This window comes from Vibrio algarum (assembly GCF_028204155.1).
In the GTDB taxonomy this organism is placed as follows: Bacteria; Pseudomonadota; Gammaproteobacteria; order Enterobacterales; family Vibrionaceae; genus Vibrio; species Vibrio algarum.
Genome location: NZ_JAQLOI010000001.1, coordinates 1,949,690 through 1,965,424, shown reverse-complemented (window position 1 = coordinate 1,965,424; position 15,735 = coordinate 1,949,690). Strand labels below are relative to the sequence as shown.

General features: G+C 39.8%; 15 protein-coding genes and 1 pseudogene. 9 read left to right on the top strand and 7 right to left on the bottom strand.

Going from position 1 to position 15,735, the window contains the following annotated elements:
* Window positions 1-203: 203 nt before the first annotated feature.
* The 3 genes from cobT to PGX00_RS09370 form a co-directional block, all read right to left on the bottom strand.
* On the bottom strand, window positions 204-1,232 hold the full coding sequence (cobT, locus tag PGX00_RS09380; protein ID WP_272135559.1) for a nicotinate-nucleotide--dimethylbenzimidazole phosphoribosyltransferase: 1,029 nt from the start codon (window positions 1,230-1,232) through the stop codon (window positions 204-206).
* 11 nt (window positions 1,233-1,243) lie between these two features.
* A complete protein-coding gene (locus PGX00_RS09375) occupies window positions 1,244-1,855 on the bottom strand; it encodes a flavin reductase family protein (protein ID WP_272135557.1) in 612 nt (203 codons plus the stop codon).
* Between the two features lie 151 nt (window positions 1,856-2,006).
* Window positions 2,007-2,960, bottom strand: coding sequence for a lactate/malate family dehydrogenase (locus PGX00_RS09370; protein WP_272135554.1), 954 nt, complete (start codon window positions 2,958-2,960; stop codon window positions 2,007-2,009).
* Between the two features lie 458 nt (window positions 2,961-3,418).
* Here PGX00_RS09370 and PGX00_RS09365 point away from each other — a divergent pair, with 458 nt between their 5' ends.
* The 5 genes from PGX00_RS09365 (at window position 3,419) to PGX00_RS09345 (ending at window position 8,231) form a co-directional block, all read left to right on the top strand.
* Complete coding sequence (locus PGX00_RS09365) at window positions 3,419-4,126, top strand: NAD(P)H-binding protein (protein WP_272135552.1); 708 nt, start codon at window positions 3,419-3,421, stop codon at window positions 4,124-4,126.
* A gap of 97 nt (window positions 4,127-4,223) precedes the next feature.
* On the top strand, window positions 4,224-5,657 hold the full coding sequence (gene sbcB, locus PGX00_RS09360) for an exodeoxyribonuclease I (RefSeq protein ID WP_272135550.1): 1,434 nt from the start codon (window positions 4,224-4,226) through the stop codon (window positions 5,655-5,657).
* Window positions 5,638-6,021 (top strand): CidA/LrgA family protein, encoded by a 384-nt coding sequence (locus PGX00_RS09355; RefSeq protein WP_272135549.1) that lies wholly within the window; start codon window positions 5,638-5,640, stop codon window positions 6,019-6,021. Before sbcB ends, PGX00_RS09355 begins: the two co-directional genes overlap by 20 nt.
* Window positions 6,021-6,710: an LrgB family protein gene (locus tag PGX00_RS09350; protein WP_272138006.1), complete on the top strand. Its 690-nt coding sequence runs from the start codon at window positions 6,021-6,023 to the stop codon at window positions 6,708-6,710. The genes PGX00_RS09355 and PGX00_RS09350 overlap by 1 nt, the downstream gene beginning before the upstream one ends.
* A 147-nt stretch (window positions 6,711-6,857) precedes the next feature.
* Complete coding sequence (locus PGX00_RS09345) at window positions 6,858-8,231, top strand: DEAD/DEAH box helicase (protein WP_272135547.1); 1,374 nt, start codon at window positions 6,858-6,860, stop codon at window positions 8,229-8,231.
* A 68-nt stretch (window positions 8,232-8,299) separates the two neighbouring features.
* Here PGX00_RS09345 and PGX00_RS09340 read toward each other — a convergent pair whose 3' ends face one another.
* Window positions 8,300-8,905, bottom strand: a complete 606-nt coding sequence (locus tag PGX00_RS09340; RefSeq protein ID WP_272135545.1) for an HAD-IIB family hydrolase — start codon at window positions 8,903-8,905, stop codon at window positions 8,300-8,302.
* Window positions 8,902-9,105: an HAD family hydrolase gene (locus PGX00_RS09335; protein WP_272135543.1), complete on the bottom strand. Its 204-nt coding sequence runs from the start codon at window positions 9,103-9,105 to the stop codon at window positions 8,902-8,904. The genes PGX00_RS09340 and PGX00_RS09335 overlap by 4 nt, the downstream gene beginning before the upstream one ends.
* A 254-nt stretch (window positions 9,106-9,359) precedes the next feature.
* On the opposite strand from PGX00_RS09335, the gene cdd reads away from it, so the two are divergent.
* Together cdd and purT are read left to right on the top strand one after the other, a co-directional pair.
* The gene (gene cdd, locus PGX00_RS09330) at window positions 9,360-10,247 is read left to right on the top strand and encodes a cytidine deaminase (RefSeq protein ID WP_272135541.1); all 888 of its coding nucleotides are present in this window, start codon (window positions 9,360-9,362) and stop codon (window positions 10,245-10,247) included.
* 122 nt (window positions 10,248-10,369) lie between these two features.
* Window positions 10,370-11,545 carry a formate-dependent phosphoribosylglycinamide formyltransferase gene (gene purT / locus PGX00_RS09325; protein WP_272135540.1) on the top strand — a complete coding sequence of 392 codons (1,176 nt, stop codon included), beginning with the start codon at window positions 10,370-10,372 and terminating at the stop codon, window positions 11,543-11,545.
* A gap of 76 nt (window positions 11,546-11,621) precedes the next feature.
* On the opposite strand, the gene PGX00_RS09320 is transcribed toward purT, so the two are convergent.
* Complete coding sequence (locus tag PGX00_RS09320) at window positions 11,622-12,284, bottom strand: thiopurine S-methyltransferase (protein WP_272135538.1); 663 nt, start codon at window positions 12,282-12,284, stop codon at window positions 11,622-11,624.
* Between the two features lie 300 nt (window positions 12,285-12,584).
* Here PGX00_RS09320 and PGX00_RS09315 point away from each other — a divergent pair, with 300 nt between their 5' ends.
* Window positions 12,585-13,355, top strand: a complete 771-nt coding sequence (locus tag PGX00_RS09315) for a RelA/SpoT domain-containing protein (RefSeq protein WP_272135536.1) — start codon at window positions 12,585-12,587, stop codon at window positions 13,353-13,355.
* 56 nt (window positions 13,356-13,411) lie between these two features.
* Here the strand turns inward: PGX00_RS09315 and PGX00_RS09310 are convergent.
* A pseudogene (locus tag PGX00_RS09310) lies at window positions 13,412-13,737 on the bottom strand (integration host factor subunit alpha).
* A gap of 605 nt (window positions 13,738-14,342) precedes the next feature.
* Here PGX00_RS09310 and glgC point away from each other — a divergent pair.
* Entirely contained in the window at window positions 14,343-15,596 is a 1,254-nt protein-coding gene (glgC, locus tag PGX00_RS09305; protein ID WP_272135534.1) for a glucose-1-phosphate adenylyltransferase, read from the top strand.
* The last annotated feature ends 139 nt before the right edge of the window (window positions 15,597-15,735 follow it).

The following is a 15,735-nucleotide window of genomic DNA, read 5'->3' as shown; positions in this document are numbered from 1 at the left end:
TGTTATAATTGGTTGTACTAATAATTTTTGTAAAAAGATGACTAACAAGTCCCTATGTTTATTAACTTAAAATCGTTAATTACGCAAAGTTACCCTAGCCATTGTTCTATCTAGCCATCAGGGTAACTTTCTCGACTTTATGAATCAATCTCTAATCATTAAAATTCATATTTTCGAGACATACCTCAATGACTTAAGCTAAATCAAACCGTAACGCCAGCACTCTCAAAACTCGCCATATTATTATAGAACTCTGCTGAAGCTCGTATTAATGGTAATGCTAACGCTGCACCGGTACCCTCACCTAACCGCAGTCCTAGATCTAATAACGGTTCGGCATCTAACTCGGACAACAGTATTTGGTGACCTTGTTCTTCGGATTTATGGGCAAAGATCATCCAATCGCGGCATTCAGGGTTTATCCGCGTTGCCGCATAGGCAGCAGCACTAACAATAAAGCCATCAACAAGCACAGGTACATTCTGTTTAGCCGCCTCTATAAAGCCACCAACCATTTGTACTATTTCATAACCACCAACTTCCGCGAGAATTTGTTTAATAGATTTACCCTCGCACCTATCGACACCTTTACCTACAAGTTTCACTTTTAGGTTTCGCTGTTCTTCACTGATTCCCGTACCAAATCCAACACATTCTTCAGAACTTCGATTAGAAATGGCACTTAACAGGGCAGAGGCACTGCTCGTATTGCCTATCCCCATTTCTCCGAACATAATGATATTCGAACCTTGGTTAATCGTTTCTTTTACGATTTTAGCGCCAAACTCCAACCCCTTATCTACTGCTGCGATATTCATTGCCGGTTGATCCGCAAAATTATTAGTCCTCTGCCCTAACCTTTGCAACACTAGCTGTTCAGACTTAAATTCAACTGGGCAAAGAATACCGCAATCTATCACTTTAAATGCGATATCATTTGCTTTGCAAAAGCAATTAATTGCCGCTCCACCCGCTAAGAAGTTCAACACCATCTGGGCAGTAACTTCACTTGGCGCAATACTTATTTTTTCTTCCGCAATTCCATGATCACCTGCAAAAACAAGCATAGTGGGCTTGGTTATTTTTATCTCAGTGGCCGCTACTTCTTTACCTTGGCTTTGAATCAGGGCGAGTTGCAGAGCAATGTCTTCAAGCACTCCAAGTGAACCTAAAGGTTTTGTCTTTTGATCAATTCTATTTTGTATTATTGTTGTAAAATTTCTATTTAACATTCGGATTTCTTCTATTTTGGTCTGACGACAGAAATGATTTTATCGAGTGTGACAAACTCATTCCCACCAAGTCTTGCTAACGGGTCCAATTTTAACGCATCAATCTTGAGCCGTTCATCAATTTCACTGACAACAGAATCATCTATATAGATTTTCTCGATCTCTACAAACAGAAGCGATTGCGGAGTGTCGCCAATTTCATGAGTTTGGAAAAGTGTACAGCCAAAGGCCACAGCGCAAGAAGCTATTCGCGGTAGTGTAAAACCCGAAAACTCCGTGAGCGCTATATTGTTGATATCCACTTCTGATTGGCCATAATCTAAACTCGCAGCCGTTTTAGTCATCACCTTTTCTGTACCTACACTACCAATATGAATCACTACTTTTCCAGTTTCCAAAAGATTACGAGTCGTATCTTTAATTTCACCGGTCGATTTTTTTCCAACAGATAGCATGAGTAAAGGGGGTTGACTAGAGACGGCCATAAAATATGAAAAAGGCGCTAGGTTGAAGGTGTTATTTTCTGATTCTGTTAGTGCCCATGCTATTGGCCTTGGTACGACAGTTTGAGTCATCAATTGATAAACTTGGCTTGGAGGAATAGTACTAAGGTCAATGTTCATAGCGGGTCCTTGCTAATTCAATATTGCCAAACAATACATTATTACGTCTATGCCATTATAGTATTCGACAAAATCATTGATGGAAATATTTGACAAAAAAAGAGTGTACCTTCTGGCACACTCTAACGCACTAAAACAATACAAGTTTTCTTTATTTCATTAAGCCAGTTTTACCTGCCACATCAATTATTAAGGCTTTAAGTTCTGACGCAATATAATCTAACTGCTTTTTTTCATGGGATTCAAATGGGTGGATGAGTATTTTCTCCGCTCCCTTTCGAGATATAATAGTAGGCAAACTCAATACAACATCATGTAGACCATATTGACCTTGTATTAGTGTGCCAACAGGAAGTACCGATTTTTCATCAATCATAATCGCTTGGACAATTCTAAATACGCTAGCCGCAATTCCATGTGTGGTGTTCTGTTTTTTGGTGAAAATCTCAAATCCCACCTGCCTTACTTCATCGAGTAACTTATCGGCATCAATTTTATCAACCCCGTTAGTTTCACAGTAGTAATCTGCAGGTTGTCCAGCAATACTAATCAAGCTCTTGGGTGTGAAGCAGTGGCTACCATGCTCGCCGAGAACGTAGCCGAATACATTTTTAGGATCAATGTCCGCTTTTTTAGCGACAATGGTCATTAACCTTGCGGTATCAATCAGACAGCCTGCGCTGATTACTTGTGACGCTGTGTAGCTCGTATTTGCCGCGATAAAATAAGTGACAATGTCACATGGGTTAGTAACAATAATAAGAATAGCATCCGGTGCGACTTTCTCGACCTGTTTTGCAATATCAACGCAGATTTTGCTATTGATTTCTGCAAGATCAAGTCGATTCTGCCCTTCTTTTATTTGCGCACCGGCTGTGATCACAACAATATCTGACGCCTTTAATATTTCATAATCGTCGCTGGCTTTTAAACGCGTGTTTTTACTGAAAGTTAATGCGTTTGTATGACTAAAATCTAAAATCTCACCTTCAGCTCTCTCTTTATTAAGATCGAGCAACGAGAGCTCACTGACGCTGCCTAATGTAAGGAGGTAATTACAAATACCAACACCAACAGAACCTGCTCCAATAACACCAATTTTCATATTTTCTCTCCGTGAAAATAACTAAATTCCTAGCAAATAGACGATAACCTAGTTTCGCAACGATTATCAAACAATAAAACTGCCTAAAGTGAGATTTAGAAGAATGTTCTGCTAAATGGCATAATCATTAAATACACAACAACCCCTTATAATGTGACACTACAAATAAGGGCTATACTTATAAGTCAGCACAATCATTAATAGGAGGTATTGTATGCTGTTAAATCAAACCTCTCGGAAATCGAAAAAATCAAAGACCGCTAATAAAAACAAAAACAAGTCAAAAACGGCAATTCCAATTTCCCTAACATAAACCTCATCGCTTAGTATTGCCCTGCAATACTAAGCGACCATCAGAGCTTGGTAAGCCGAGTCAAACATCAAAAGTATCAAATTGACTAATAGTTTTAATAAGATATTGTTACTACACGCGAGTAAGTTATTGAAAGTGAGTATCAATGGACAATTTTGGCGATGGAGCAAACGCGATTATAGCGGGAGCATCCGGTTTGGTTGGTAAGCAGGTGTTATCCCAATTATTAGAACTTTCGTCTATATCTAACGTAACCGCGCTAGTAAGAAGCCCGCTCTCAATACAAAATAATAAATTTGATCAGATCCAGAACTCTGAGCTAACTGTGACTCATTGGAGCAACCAATCACCTTCACCTGATTTTGGATTTATTTGCCTCGGTACCACAATTAAACAAGCAGGAAGCAAGCTCGCTCTTGAACAAGTAGATGTTGAGCTAGTCACTCAAGTAGCACAAACAATGAAAATTCTTGGTGTTAAAAGAATCGCGGTTGTATCGAGTTACGGCGCCAATACCCATTCGTTTTCACACTACCTAAAATGCAAAGGGAGAATGGAGCAAAATTTACTCAAGTTACAATTTGAGCGCGTGGTATTTATGCGACCAGGCCCATTAGCTGGAATTCGTCAAAACCCGAGGTCCGATGAAAAAATATTGCAGAAGCTACTCTGGATAGTGAAACCTCTCCTAATCGGGCCGTTGGCCAATTTTAAACCAATTCAAGCCAGTACGGTTGCACAGGCGATGATTTTCTCACTTGTTAAACCGACTCACCACCCAGCGGATAACTATTGCACATTAAATTCAAACGAAATTCATGCGCTGTTAACAAGGTATCAAGTCCCAAATTGAACGCTTAATTGAATAACATTAAATAAACTGAAAAATACTATTCAAAATGAAATATAATCGCCGCAAGTACGTGACACAACGCGGTTAATTAGAGTCTATGACAAATTATAAAAACAACGAACAACCAACCTTTTTTTGGTTCGATTACGAAACATGGGGAATAAGTCCCTCTAAAGATAGGCCAAGCCAATTTGCAGGTGTTCGTACAGATATGGATTTTAATATAATTGGCGAACCTCTGGTCATTTATTGCCAACCACCTCGTGATTACTTACCTTCACCAGAAGCTGCGCTTATTACTCGTATCATTCCTCAAAAAGCACTTCAACAAGGGTTACCTGAGCCAGAATTCATTAGACGTATCCACGATGAGCTTTCCACACCAAACACGACGAGCTTAGGCTACAACAGTATTCGCTTTGATGACGAAGTTACTCGCTACACTCTTTATCGTAACTTTTTCGACCCGTACGCTTGGAGTTGGAAAAATGGTAATTCTCGCTGGGATCTACTTGATGTGATGCGAACTTGCTACGCTCTTCGCCCAGAAGGCATAAACTGGCCAACTGATGAAGAAGGCAAGCCTAGTTTTAAATTAGAAAAATTATCTGTCGAAAATGGCATTGAGCACGAAAATGCCCACGATGCGATGGCAGATGTGATTGCTACGATAGAACTAGCCAAAAAGCTGAAACAAGCACAACCGAAGTTATTTGATTATCTATATAGTATGCGCCACAAACGCAAATTAAATGAACTGATTGATATCGTTAATTTAACACCACTAGTGCATGTTTCTGGTATGTTTGGTGTCGACTGCTCAAATACGAGTTGGGTCGTGCCGATGGCTTGGCATCCAAAAAATCAGAACGCTATCATTATGGTTAATTTAGCGATGGACCCAACACCTCTTTTAGAGTTAGATGCTGATCAAATACGTGAACGAATGTATACAAAACGTAACGAACTTGAGCAGGGAGAGCAACCTATCCCTGTAAAATTGGTACACCTCAATAAGTGTCCAGTATTGGCACCTGCTAAAACGCTTACAGCCGAAAATGCACAACGAATTGGTATAAACAGAGAACAATGTCTTCAAAACCTTGCTCGACTAAAGCAGCATCCCGAAATTAGAGAAAAACTGATAAATTTGTTTTCTGTTGATAAAGAATACGACAATAGCAGTGACGTGGACAGTCAGCTTTACGACGGGTTTTTTACACCATCAGATAGAGCCGCTATGGACATTATCCTAGAAGCGAAGCCTGAAAACTTAGCTGCATTAGATATAGAGTTCGTTGATAAGCGAATTGCGCCACTTCTGTTTAAATACAGAGCTCGTCATTTTGCCGAAACGTTGAGTGACGAAGAGCAACAGCGCTGGGCTAATCACTGTAGAGATTATTTTGAGTCGTCTCTCCCTAATTACATGCTCAACCTAGAAAATCTTGCTCACGAACATGAAGGCGATGAAAAAAAACTTGCCATCTTAAGGTCCGTGTATAAATACGTTGAACAACTCGTTTCCTAAAAATGATAAAAAAACAATTAAATACATAACGTCACTTGGGTTGATTATTCTTGCCCTCACCCTTGGTACGGCTATCCAACACGGGTTGGGGATATCAATACCAGGCAGCATCATTGGTATGCTAATTCTTTTCTTCGCAATGGTTTCAGGCTTAGTCTCTCCAGAATGGGTCAAACCTAGTGCGAATATCTTTATCCGCTATATGATTTTACTCTTTATTCCTATTAGTGCTGGATTAATAGATCATTACCAACTGTTAATGGATAACGCGTTCCCTATCATTGCAAGTGCGGTCGGTGGCACTGCGATCATGTTAGTGTTTCTTGCTATGATGCTAGAAAAAATATTGGTACCGAAGAAATGATTTGGATTGTACTGACTATCGTCACATTCTTAATTGCTCGCTTTATTAGCAAAAAACTGAATCACCCTCTAGCTAATCCGTTACTCATAAGCTTAGTGATTATTATCCCTATTTTGCTATTAATGAAAATGCCTTACGAAGAATATAAGCAGGAAAACATAATATTTATTTATCTGTTGCAACCCGCGGTTGTCGCACTAGCTTATCCGCTTTATGAGCAGTTCCCTGAGATAAAAAGAAATTGGAAAATCATTTTTTTAGCCTGTGGCGTTGGCAGTGCTCTTTCAATGATTATCTCTGCTAGCATTGCTGTATTTTTAAATACCGACATGAGCTTAGTCGCCAGTATCATGGGGAAATCGGTTACGACACCAATAGCAATGGAAGTTTCTAGCCATTTAGGAGGTGAGCCAGCAATCGCAGCTATATTGGTACTCATTGTTGGCGTGTTCGGTGCGATATTTGCTTACCCTATTTACCAAATACTTGGGATCAGTCATCCAATAGCAAAAGGGCTAACCATGGGGACAGTCTCTCATGCGTTGGGTACCGCTACTTGTATCGAAAAAGATCAAAGAGATGCTGCATTTAGTTCTCTCGCATTGGTTCTTTGTGGTGTCATTACTTCTATTTTCGCACCTATTGTCTACATTTATATAGAATGGCTTAATATAATTGTTAATGGCTAGTATATAGCCCAAGGTGTCATTCTTTATTTCTCTTGTGTTCGCGAGTTAAATAGATGAAAATGCGCGCTTCATTTCTTGCGCGCATCTGTTTCTTCATGCTTTTCGCCGCCATCTGAATTCCCATTAATCACTGAGAACCAATATATTATGAGTTTTACCTCTTTAGGCTTATCTGCACCTATTCTTAAAGCAATAGAAGAACAAGGTTATGACACTCCTTCCCCAATTCAGGAACAGGCCATACCTGCGGTTCTAGCTGGGAAAGACGTAATGGCAGCGGCGCAAACTGGTACAGGGAAAACAGCCGGGTTCACTTTACCCATTTTAGAAAGGTTAAGCGGCGGAACAAAAGTTAAAGGAAACCATGTTAGAACATTGATTCTAACACCGACTAGAGAACTAGCAGCGCAGGTTAATGAAAGCGTCGTCAAATACAGCAAACATCTTCCGCTGACTTCAACCGTCGTATTTGGTGGTGTAAAAATTAACCCACAGATGCAAATCCTTAGAAAAGGAAGTGACGTTCTGGTCGCGACACCTGGCCGTCTGCTGGATCTATATAATCAAAATGCTGTTAAGTTTTCTCAAATAGAAGTTTTGGTTCTAGATGAAGCCGATAGAATGTTAGATATGGGATTTTTTAGAGATATAAAAAAAATCTTAGATCTACTGCCGAAAAAACGCCAAAACCTATTGTTTTCCGCTACATTTTCACCGGAAATTCGGTCCTTGGCCAAAGGTTTAGTTAACAACCCTGTAGAAATATCGGTCAGCCCTGAAAATTCGACAGCAACGACAGTAGAGCAATTCGTTTACCCTGTAGACAAATCAAGAAAATCGGCTCTTTTAGTTAAGTTAATAAAAGAAAACAATTGGCAACAAGTTCTTATTTTTAGCCGAACAAAACACGGTGCAAACCGTCTTTCTATGTACTTAGAAAAACAAGGCATCAAATCTGCACCAATTCACGGCAACAAGAGTCAAGGTGCAAGAACAAAAGCATTAGCAGGCTTTAAGTCAGGCGAAGTTAGGGCTTTAGTCGCTACAGATATTGCAGCACGAGGCATTGATATTCCACAGTTGCCTCAGGTCGTCAATTTTGATCTGCCAAATGTCTCTGAAGACTATGTTCACCGTATCGGTCGAACAGGAAGAGCCGGTGAAGTAGGTAAAGCTATTTCACTTGTAACAGCAGAAGAAGCTCCTGATCTTTTTGGTATTGAAAGGCTTATTCAAAAACTGATCCCACGTATTGATGTTGAAGGTTTCATACCATCAGATATCGTTCCTGAATCGAATCTTAGTCGAAAACCAATCAAAGCAAAGAAACCTAAAAGAGCGAAACCAAATCACGCAGATGGACAGCGCTCAGGTGATAATGCTCGAGGTCATAAACCGGCAGGTAAAAATAAGCGCCATTTTGGAGCAAAAGGTTCAGAAAGCGGTGGTAATACCGCTGCAAATAAACCGTCCAGGCGCAGAAGACCGTCTAAACCGGCGACAACGTCTCCAAGCAAGTAGACATATACTAAAGGATGGCAATGCCATCCTTTTTCTTTTTAATTGTGTGATTATTCGGACTGGTATAGTTACTCTAAGAGCATCTCTTCAATCAAAGCAGCAACGCTCGGTTGCACTTTTATCGAAATAGCCTTCACTTCATCTTTTGCGTTCTCTACAGCATAAGCTTTAAATTTTTCTAACATTGGAATATCGTTAAGGTCATCCCCTATCACTGCAACGTTCTCTTTCTTTAATTGCGCATGTTCTATAACAAACTCTAAACCTGACGCTTTGCTTATTCCTTTCGGAACAATGTTAATATAATTTAGATTGATAAATACCTCGACGACGTCTTGGTAATCAAACAAAATTCTATCCCTGACTTCCACTGCCTTATCAAAATTATCATTCAGACAACCAATCAATAGCACTTCGCTATCCAACGCTGTATCGATAGTTTTCGTGTAGATTTGCGAGTTTCTTTCAAATACTTCTTTCGCTATTTCGTTTGTTTCACTGGCCTTTTTATTGGTGAAATTACAACCATCAAAACCGTTGGAAATAATCAGCTCATCGCCGAACTGTTCTTGAAGCATTAAGGTTAATTTTCTTGCGAGTTGATTATCTAATGCTTTTTTAAAAAGGACATTGTTTTCTGAATCAACAATAAATGATCCATTCAATGAAATCATGTAGTCGTATTTAATGTGACGATGTTTTTTTCAAATAACATGCTTGCCACATCGCGGCCAGTGCTGATTGCAAAAACATTACCGGCATTACCCCACTTTTGAACAGCCAAGTTATTGTTGTCGAGATCCTCTGCATCATGCCTGTGGTAAGTTTTATCGTAATCTGACGCGATCAATTTTTTGTTACTCAGTTCTGACATTCATCTTTCACCTAGAACGATTGGATATTGACAACATAATACCAGAACAATACATAAGCAATACAAATAACCAAAATAACAATACATATGGTAACTATTTGACCTAAACTGGATATTGATCGCCCCCAAACTAATGTGACCTCACTCTATTAATGAAACATAATAGTTCATTGCAATTATAATTGTGACATAGAGCACTGCATTATGATTGGTGTTGGCTAGAATAATCAGTATCGAAATACAAAGGATTCTCTATGAACACTCGACTAGAAGCCGCGCTAAGTGATACACCTAAGCCGGTAGCTGATTATTTACAACGTCTATTTAATTGCGCAACATATGACGCAACTATTTCAGCACAGCAATTTGATGAACTTTTAGCGCTTTCAGGTTTGAGTGATGAAGAGCTTCGTATCAGCTTACTCCCATTTGCCGCTGCTTATTCTTACGCCCCAATATCTGAATTTTATGTTGGTTCCATAGTAAGAGGGTTATCCGGAAGACTTTACTTCGGTGCAAACATGGAGTTTATTGGCGCGCAAATGAGTCAAACTGTCCATGCCGAACAATGTGGTATCAGCCATGCTTGGATGAAAGGTGAGACAGGTATTATCGATATTACGGTTAACTATAGTCCTTGCGGACACTGCCGACAATTTATGAACGAGTTAACGACAGCTAAAGAGCTTAAAGTTCAATTACCTCAACGTGACGAGATGTCACTTCAAGAATATTTGCCTGATTCTTTCGGCCCAGCAGATTTAGATATTGAAGCACGATTAATGGATGGAAAGACACTTTCATATAAAACAGAAGAAACTGACCCACTCGTACTCAAAGCAGTCGAGGCACTCAATTACAGCCACGCACCCTACTCAGCAAATCATAGTGGTGTAGCACTTAGGTTAAATGATGGTTCTGTCTACTTAGGCTCTTATGCTGAAAATGCCGCATTTAATCCAAGCCTACCTCCTCTTCAGGTAGCTTTAGCGCAAGTTCTTGTAGCAGGCAAATCATTCGAACAGATTGAATCAGCGGCATTAGCCGAATTGTCGGCCGGAAAGATAAGCAATTTAGATGGTACGCAGTCCACTCTAGACGCACTAAATCCCGATATTACAATCGCTTATACATCCCTGTAAAATCTTTAACGCCCTGAATTGTTTAGGGCATTTTTTTGTCCATTTTTACAAAGCAAACGATTGCGGAATTCTCAATATCCAGTATGATCCGCTCAATTTAATAGTTAATGAAGGATATACGGATGCTGGGTACTGCTACTCGCGCAGGCGCGACTCGAGTTTTGTTGTTAGGTTCAGGTGAACTTGGGAAGGAAGTGGCAATAGAATGCCAACGACTAGGCCTAGAAGTAATTGCGTGCGATAGGTACGAAGATGCCCCTGCAATGCAAGTTGCTCATCGTAGTCATGTTATTGATATGCTTGATGCTGACGCATTGAAAACTATTATTGAGTTAGAAAAACCCGGTTTTGTTGTACCAGAAATAGAAGCGATCGCAACAGACGCATTGGTCGAATTGGAAGCCCAAGGTCTTAATGTTGTACCTACAGCGAACGCAACCAAATTAACGATGAACCGAGAGGGTATCCGCCGATTAGCCGCCGAGGAACTATCTATACTTACCTCTCCATTCAAATTTGCCGATACCTTAGATGAGTTTAAGCTTGCAATAGATGAAGTAGGTATGCCTTGTGTTGTCAAACCCGTAATGAGTTCTTCTGGCAAAGGGCAAAGTGTCATTAAGAGCAAAGACGACGTTCTTCAGGCATGGGAATACGCTCAAGATGGCGGTAGAGCCGGTGCAGGCCGAGTTATAGTAGAAGGTTTTGTCGATTTTGATTATGAAATTACATTACTTACTGTTAGAGCGGTAGATGGTGTTCATTTTTGTCAGCCAATTGGTCACCGACAAGAAGATGGTGATTATAGAGAATCTTGGCAGCCACAGGCGATGTCAGACAATGCATTGAAAGCCGCTGAGTACATATCAGAGCAAGTGGTTAATGCTTTAGGTGGTTATGGGCTGTTTGGAGTAGAGCTATTCGTAAAAGGTGACAAGGTCATCTTTAGTGAAGTATCCCCTCGCCCACACGACACCGGTATGGTAACCATGATATCCCAAGAACTCTCTGAGTTTGCATTACACGTAAGAGCTTTCATTGGCTTGCCAATTAATAACATTGCTCAATATGGACCTTCTGCCTCTGCTGTTATTTTAGGGGAAGGAACTTCAAGTAATATACGCTTTGATGGCCTGTGTGAGGCACTAGCGACACCAAAGACTCAGATCCGACTATTCGGTAAGCCAGATATCGATGGACGACGTAGGCTTGGTGTAGCTCTATCGCAGCGTGACAGTTTAGAGAAAGCGATTGATAGTGCTAAAGAAGCGGCAACTAAGGTTAAAATAATTTACTAATCGAATTTACATGCTAAGGGCTTCAACTGAAGCCCTTAGCTTTATCATACCCTTAAGGCTTATTCTACACTCTGTATTATACACTCTCATTTTCGTCTTCTATTAACCAAACCAACTCAGCAAATCGACTCAATCCTTTTTTCGCTATTTTGGGATGACTTTCCTCTGCAACATATCGGTTAACTAACGTGAGTTTGTAGTCGCTAAAGAGTCGTCTCACCTCTATTTCCTCAACACTAAATGGCGGCCCTGCCATCTCCGACTGTACATAATCAAGCGTTACCAATAAAATCCGCCCCCCTTGGTTTAAGAGGGATTTTAATCGATCTACGTATTCTTCACGCATATCTTCAGGAAGTGCGACGAGTGCTGCTCTGTCATATACAATATCCGCATTATTAACCGGTGCCGTAAAAAAATCACCCGCATAAACGGATAGCTCATCGAACTGATAGAGTTCATGTGAAGCGTCAAGCTTAACAACCGTTGGTGTATAAAAGTGTTCAGCAAAAAAAGAACGTACTGCAATATTACTAATCTCAACACCTTGGACTGCTTGATGTTTAGACGCTAGCCAGATTAAATCTTCACTTTTTCCGCATAATGGAACAAGCACTTTGTCACTTGGTTTAGGGTTAGTTCGTTCCCAGTATTGGGTGAGTAAAGGGTTCACGTCATCTAAATGAAAGCCTATCTGGTTAGACGCCCATTTCTTATGCCAAAATTCGCTATCTCTCATATACCACAATTAAAAATAAGAATAAGTCTCAATAATGTCGCGAAATCCGTTGGAAATTGCAAGTGAAACAATGACTAATAATTACGTGATTTACTTCACACCTATTGTAAATTATTGCAAAGATAGGTTGGTTCGAGGAAAAATGCCCTAAGATACTATTTATAGCAAAAAGTGATGCAGGCAATCCGTTGTACTTATAGCTGAAATCACTAAGTTTATTAATAGAACTGTTGAATACGATATAACTTAGGTCTTTTAGTACACCTTTTAACTAAGTGTTTATCGACTCAAGGAGCGTTAATGAACGTGATGCTGCGTACAATCCTCACCTTACTCGTGTTTAGCCGGGCACCCGCTTTGGCTTCTGCTGAGCCCGTAGCTCAAAACCTACCTAAAAAAGTACAAACACAAAATCAAGTAAGCTCGAAACGATTCAGACATACTTTAAATGGGTTATATAGTATTTCGTCTATGCAATCTAACGCCCTCCAACCCTATTCAAATTTTGACACGCTATACAATCATGCAGAAAAAGCGCAGTTAGAGTTGGAAACAATATGCCAAAGTACTGCGTTAATAACCAATTCTCAGACTATCTCAGTGGGTGTAAAGTCAAAGCAACGAGCACAAGAAAAAATTAAAACTGACTTAGCCGATAACACTAATCAAATAACCGATCTAGCCAGAGCGACCATCGTATCTAACGATATCGAAAGTCTCGTTTCGACTTTCGAATTGCTTGAAAAACAAGCCAATGTGATTGGTGTTAAAAATCGCTTTAAGAGACCTGCACCCTCTGGCTATCGCGATTTAAACTTATTAATTGAATTACCGGACACAAAAATAATTGCGGAAGTTCAGTTACATCTTGCGGAAATTGCGAAGGTTAAAAGCGGGCCAGAACACGACTTATACAAACAGATACAAGATATCGAACGCAGTGCTTTAGCATCTAATCGCATGTTAAGTGACATAGAAAATGCGAGGATAATAGATTTACGAAGACAATCGTTAGATTTATACCATTATGCTTGGCAACCTTACATTACAACAAAAATAAAAGCCGCTTAAAGGACATAGATATAAAAAGACCACGCATTGCGTGGTCTTTATTGTTTTTCTATCGGCTATTTCTCGATTTTGATATTTTCAACTCGAGCTTTCAATTTTTGCCCAGGACGGAAAGTAACAACCCGTCGAGCGGAAATTGGAATGTCTTCGCCTGTTTTTGGATTTCGACCTGGTCTTTCGCTTTTTCTCTTAAGTCGAAATTCCCAAACCCGGATAGCTTGACCTGTTCGCCATTTTCGAGCGCTTTACGAATTTCTTCAAAAAACACTTCTACCGTTTCCTTGGCATCTCGCTTACTGTATCCAAGTTTTTCAAACAGGTTCTCAGCCAAATCGGCCTTTGTGAGCGCCATAAAAACTTCCCTCAAAGCTGTATTAAACATTGCTACAATTGTGTAGCGCCAAATTGGATAGTGCTATACCGACATAATTATCGGCGACATCAACAGAAGTGTAAGCCAACCTTATGATTTTGGCTAATTTTTTTCTTTTAAATATTCCTTAATTACTCAAATATCATTAGCAACAGAACAATTATCTATGATAGCTGTCAGCATATAAATATAGTGAATGATTTTAATAAGGTATTATCCACTACACATGGAAATAAAACAGGATATAATAACGTCCAAAGCGTTGAGTTTAAAATTTAAATTTTTTTCAATCAATTCATGATCTTGCAGCAGTTTTTTTGCGCATATGTTGGTAATTTTAGTGTTACTACGCTTATTACTAAAAAATTATTCATACCACTATCAATAGTAAGTCAGCCAAAGAGAATAAGCTGTTCATTACAATAAAGATGACTAATTTAGTGATGGATCTCAAAAGAATGAAAACTCGATTAGCCTCTTAGCAAATCAGTGACCTATTCGACAATGACTCGTCAAGAATAATAGTAGTTTAATAGGTGGTGGTGCTGGCCCCCTCGTTTAATTTAACAGCATCATCATTTTAATACTCATTTTACCTATAAGGCTTTAATTATATGTCAAGTAATAACTATTCACATGCTGATACCAACAAACTTGTACGCGAAACAAGTGCGCTTATTTTAGCAGGAGGAAAGGGAACGCGATTAAAACAATTGACTAGCAATAATGCCAAGCCTGCCGTTTCATTCGGTGGCAAATTTCGAATTATCGATTTTACTCTTTCAAACTGTATAAACTCCGGTGTTAGAAAGGTTGGTGTACTTACTCAGTACATGGCACAAGACTTAATTGATCATCTTCAGAACGGATGGCAGATTCTTTCACCTGCGATGGGTGAAGGCGTTCGTATCGTTCCTGCGCAACAAAGAACGGGTAACGACTGGTACCGTGGTACAGCAGATGCTGTTTACCAAAACTTGGATCTTATTAAACGCCAGGACGCTAAACGCGTACTAATTCTTGGTGGAGACCACATTTATAAGATGGATTACTCTCGCATGCTTAATTTCCATGTGGAAAATGACGCGGCAGTAACCGTTGCTTGTATCCATAAACCAATTGAAGAAGCATCTTCTTTCGGAGTGATGGGATTGGACGCAACGGGTGAAATCAAAACTTTTGTAGAAAAACCAGCGAACCCACCTGCGGATCCAAGTGACCCAACACAATCGCTTGTTTCAATGGGTATCTATATCTTTAATGCTGATCTTCTAGAAGATGAGTTGGTTAAAGCGCTCGAAGATCCAGACTATAACCACGATTTTGGTCACAACATCATTCCTGGCCTACTTGGCCGTGCTAAAGTATTTGGTTACATATTTACAGAAGATGGTCACCCTGGTGATACAGCTTACTGGCGTGATGTGGGTAACCTAGACGAGTACTTTGCAGCGACTATGGATCTGCTTTCTCCTGCTCCTGAGCTGGACCTTTATTCACACAACTGGCCTATCATTACGAACCAATCACAGCGCCCAGGTGCTAAATTCGTCTTTAATGATGACGGTCGTCGTGGACACGCAGTAGATTCAGTTCTTTCTGCTGGTACTATTATTTCTGGTGCCGAGTTAGAGCATTGCATGGTTTCTGCTAACGTACGCGTTCACAGTTACTCTAAGCTGCTCGATTGTATCCTGTTACCTAACTCAGATATCGGCAGAAATTGTCGTCTGACAAAAGTAATTGTTGGTGAAGATTGTAAAATTCCTGATGGTACAATAATTGGTGAAAACCCAGAAGAAGATGCGAAGAAATACACTGTATCTGAAACTGGCGTTATTCTAGTTACATCAGAAATGTTCGAATAAGATTAAAATCTTACGTATGAAGGGGCTCTTTTGAGCCCTTTTTTTATTTTTATACCAAATCTATCAATTAACTTATCAGATAGAATGCGTTCAATGGTTCGAACATCGAAAGGCAACGAATTTTGCAAAGAACGCGGTT

Excerpts from the sequence above, each read along its gene's own strand:
- cobT (WP_272135559.1), bottom strand. The coding sequence starts at position 1,232 with ATGTTAAATAGAAATTTTACAACAATAATACAAAATAGAATTGATCAA.
- PGX00_RS09375 (WP_272135557.1), bottom strand. The coding sequence starts at position 1,855 with ATGAACATTGACCTTAGTACTATTCCTCCAAGCCAAGTTTATCAATTG.
- PGX00_RS09370 (WP_272135554.1), bottom strand. The coding sequence starts at position 2,960 with ATGAAAATTGGTGTTATTGGAGCAGGTTCTGTTGGTGTTGGTATTTGT.
- PGX00_RS09365 (WP_272135552.1), top strand. The coding sequence starts at position 3,419 with ATGGACAATTTTGGCGATGGAGCAAACGCGATTATAGCGGGAGCATCC.
- sbcB (WP_272135550.1), top strand. The coding sequence starts at position 4,224 with ATGACAAATTATAAAAACAACGAACAACCAACCTTTTTTTGGTTCGAT.
- PGX00_RS09345 (WP_272135547.1), top strand. The coding sequence starts at position 6,858 with ATGAGTTTTACCTCTTTAGGCTTATCTGCACCTATTCTTAAAGCAATA.
- PGX00_RS09340 (WP_272135545.1), bottom strand. The coding sequence starts at position 8,905 with ATGATTTCATTGAATGGATCATTTATTGTTGATTCAGAAAACAATGTC.
- PGX00_RS09335 (WP_272135543.1), bottom strand. The coding sequence starts at position 9,105 with ATGTCAGAACTGAGTAACAAAAAATTGATCGCGTCAGATTACGATAAA.
- cdd (WP_272135541.1), top strand. The coding sequence starts at position 9,360 with ATGAACACTCGACTAGAAGCCGCGCTAAGTGATACACCTAAGCCGGTA.
- purT (WP_272135540.1), top strand. The coding sequence starts at position 10,370 with ATGCTGGGTACTGCTACTCGCGCAGGCGCGACTCGAGTTTTGTTGTTA.
- PGX00_RS09320 (WP_272135538.1), bottom strand. The coding sequence starts at position 12,284 with ATGAGAGATAGCGAATTTTGGCATAAGAAATGGGCGTCTAACCAGATA.
- PGX00_RS09315 (WP_272135536.1), top strand. The coding sequence starts at position 12,585 with ATGAACGTGATGCTGCGTACAATCCTCACCTTACTCGTGTTTAGCCGG.
- glgC (WP_272135534.1), top strand. The coding sequence starts at position 14,343 with ATGTCAAGTAATAACTATTCACATGCTGATACCAACAAACTTGTACGC.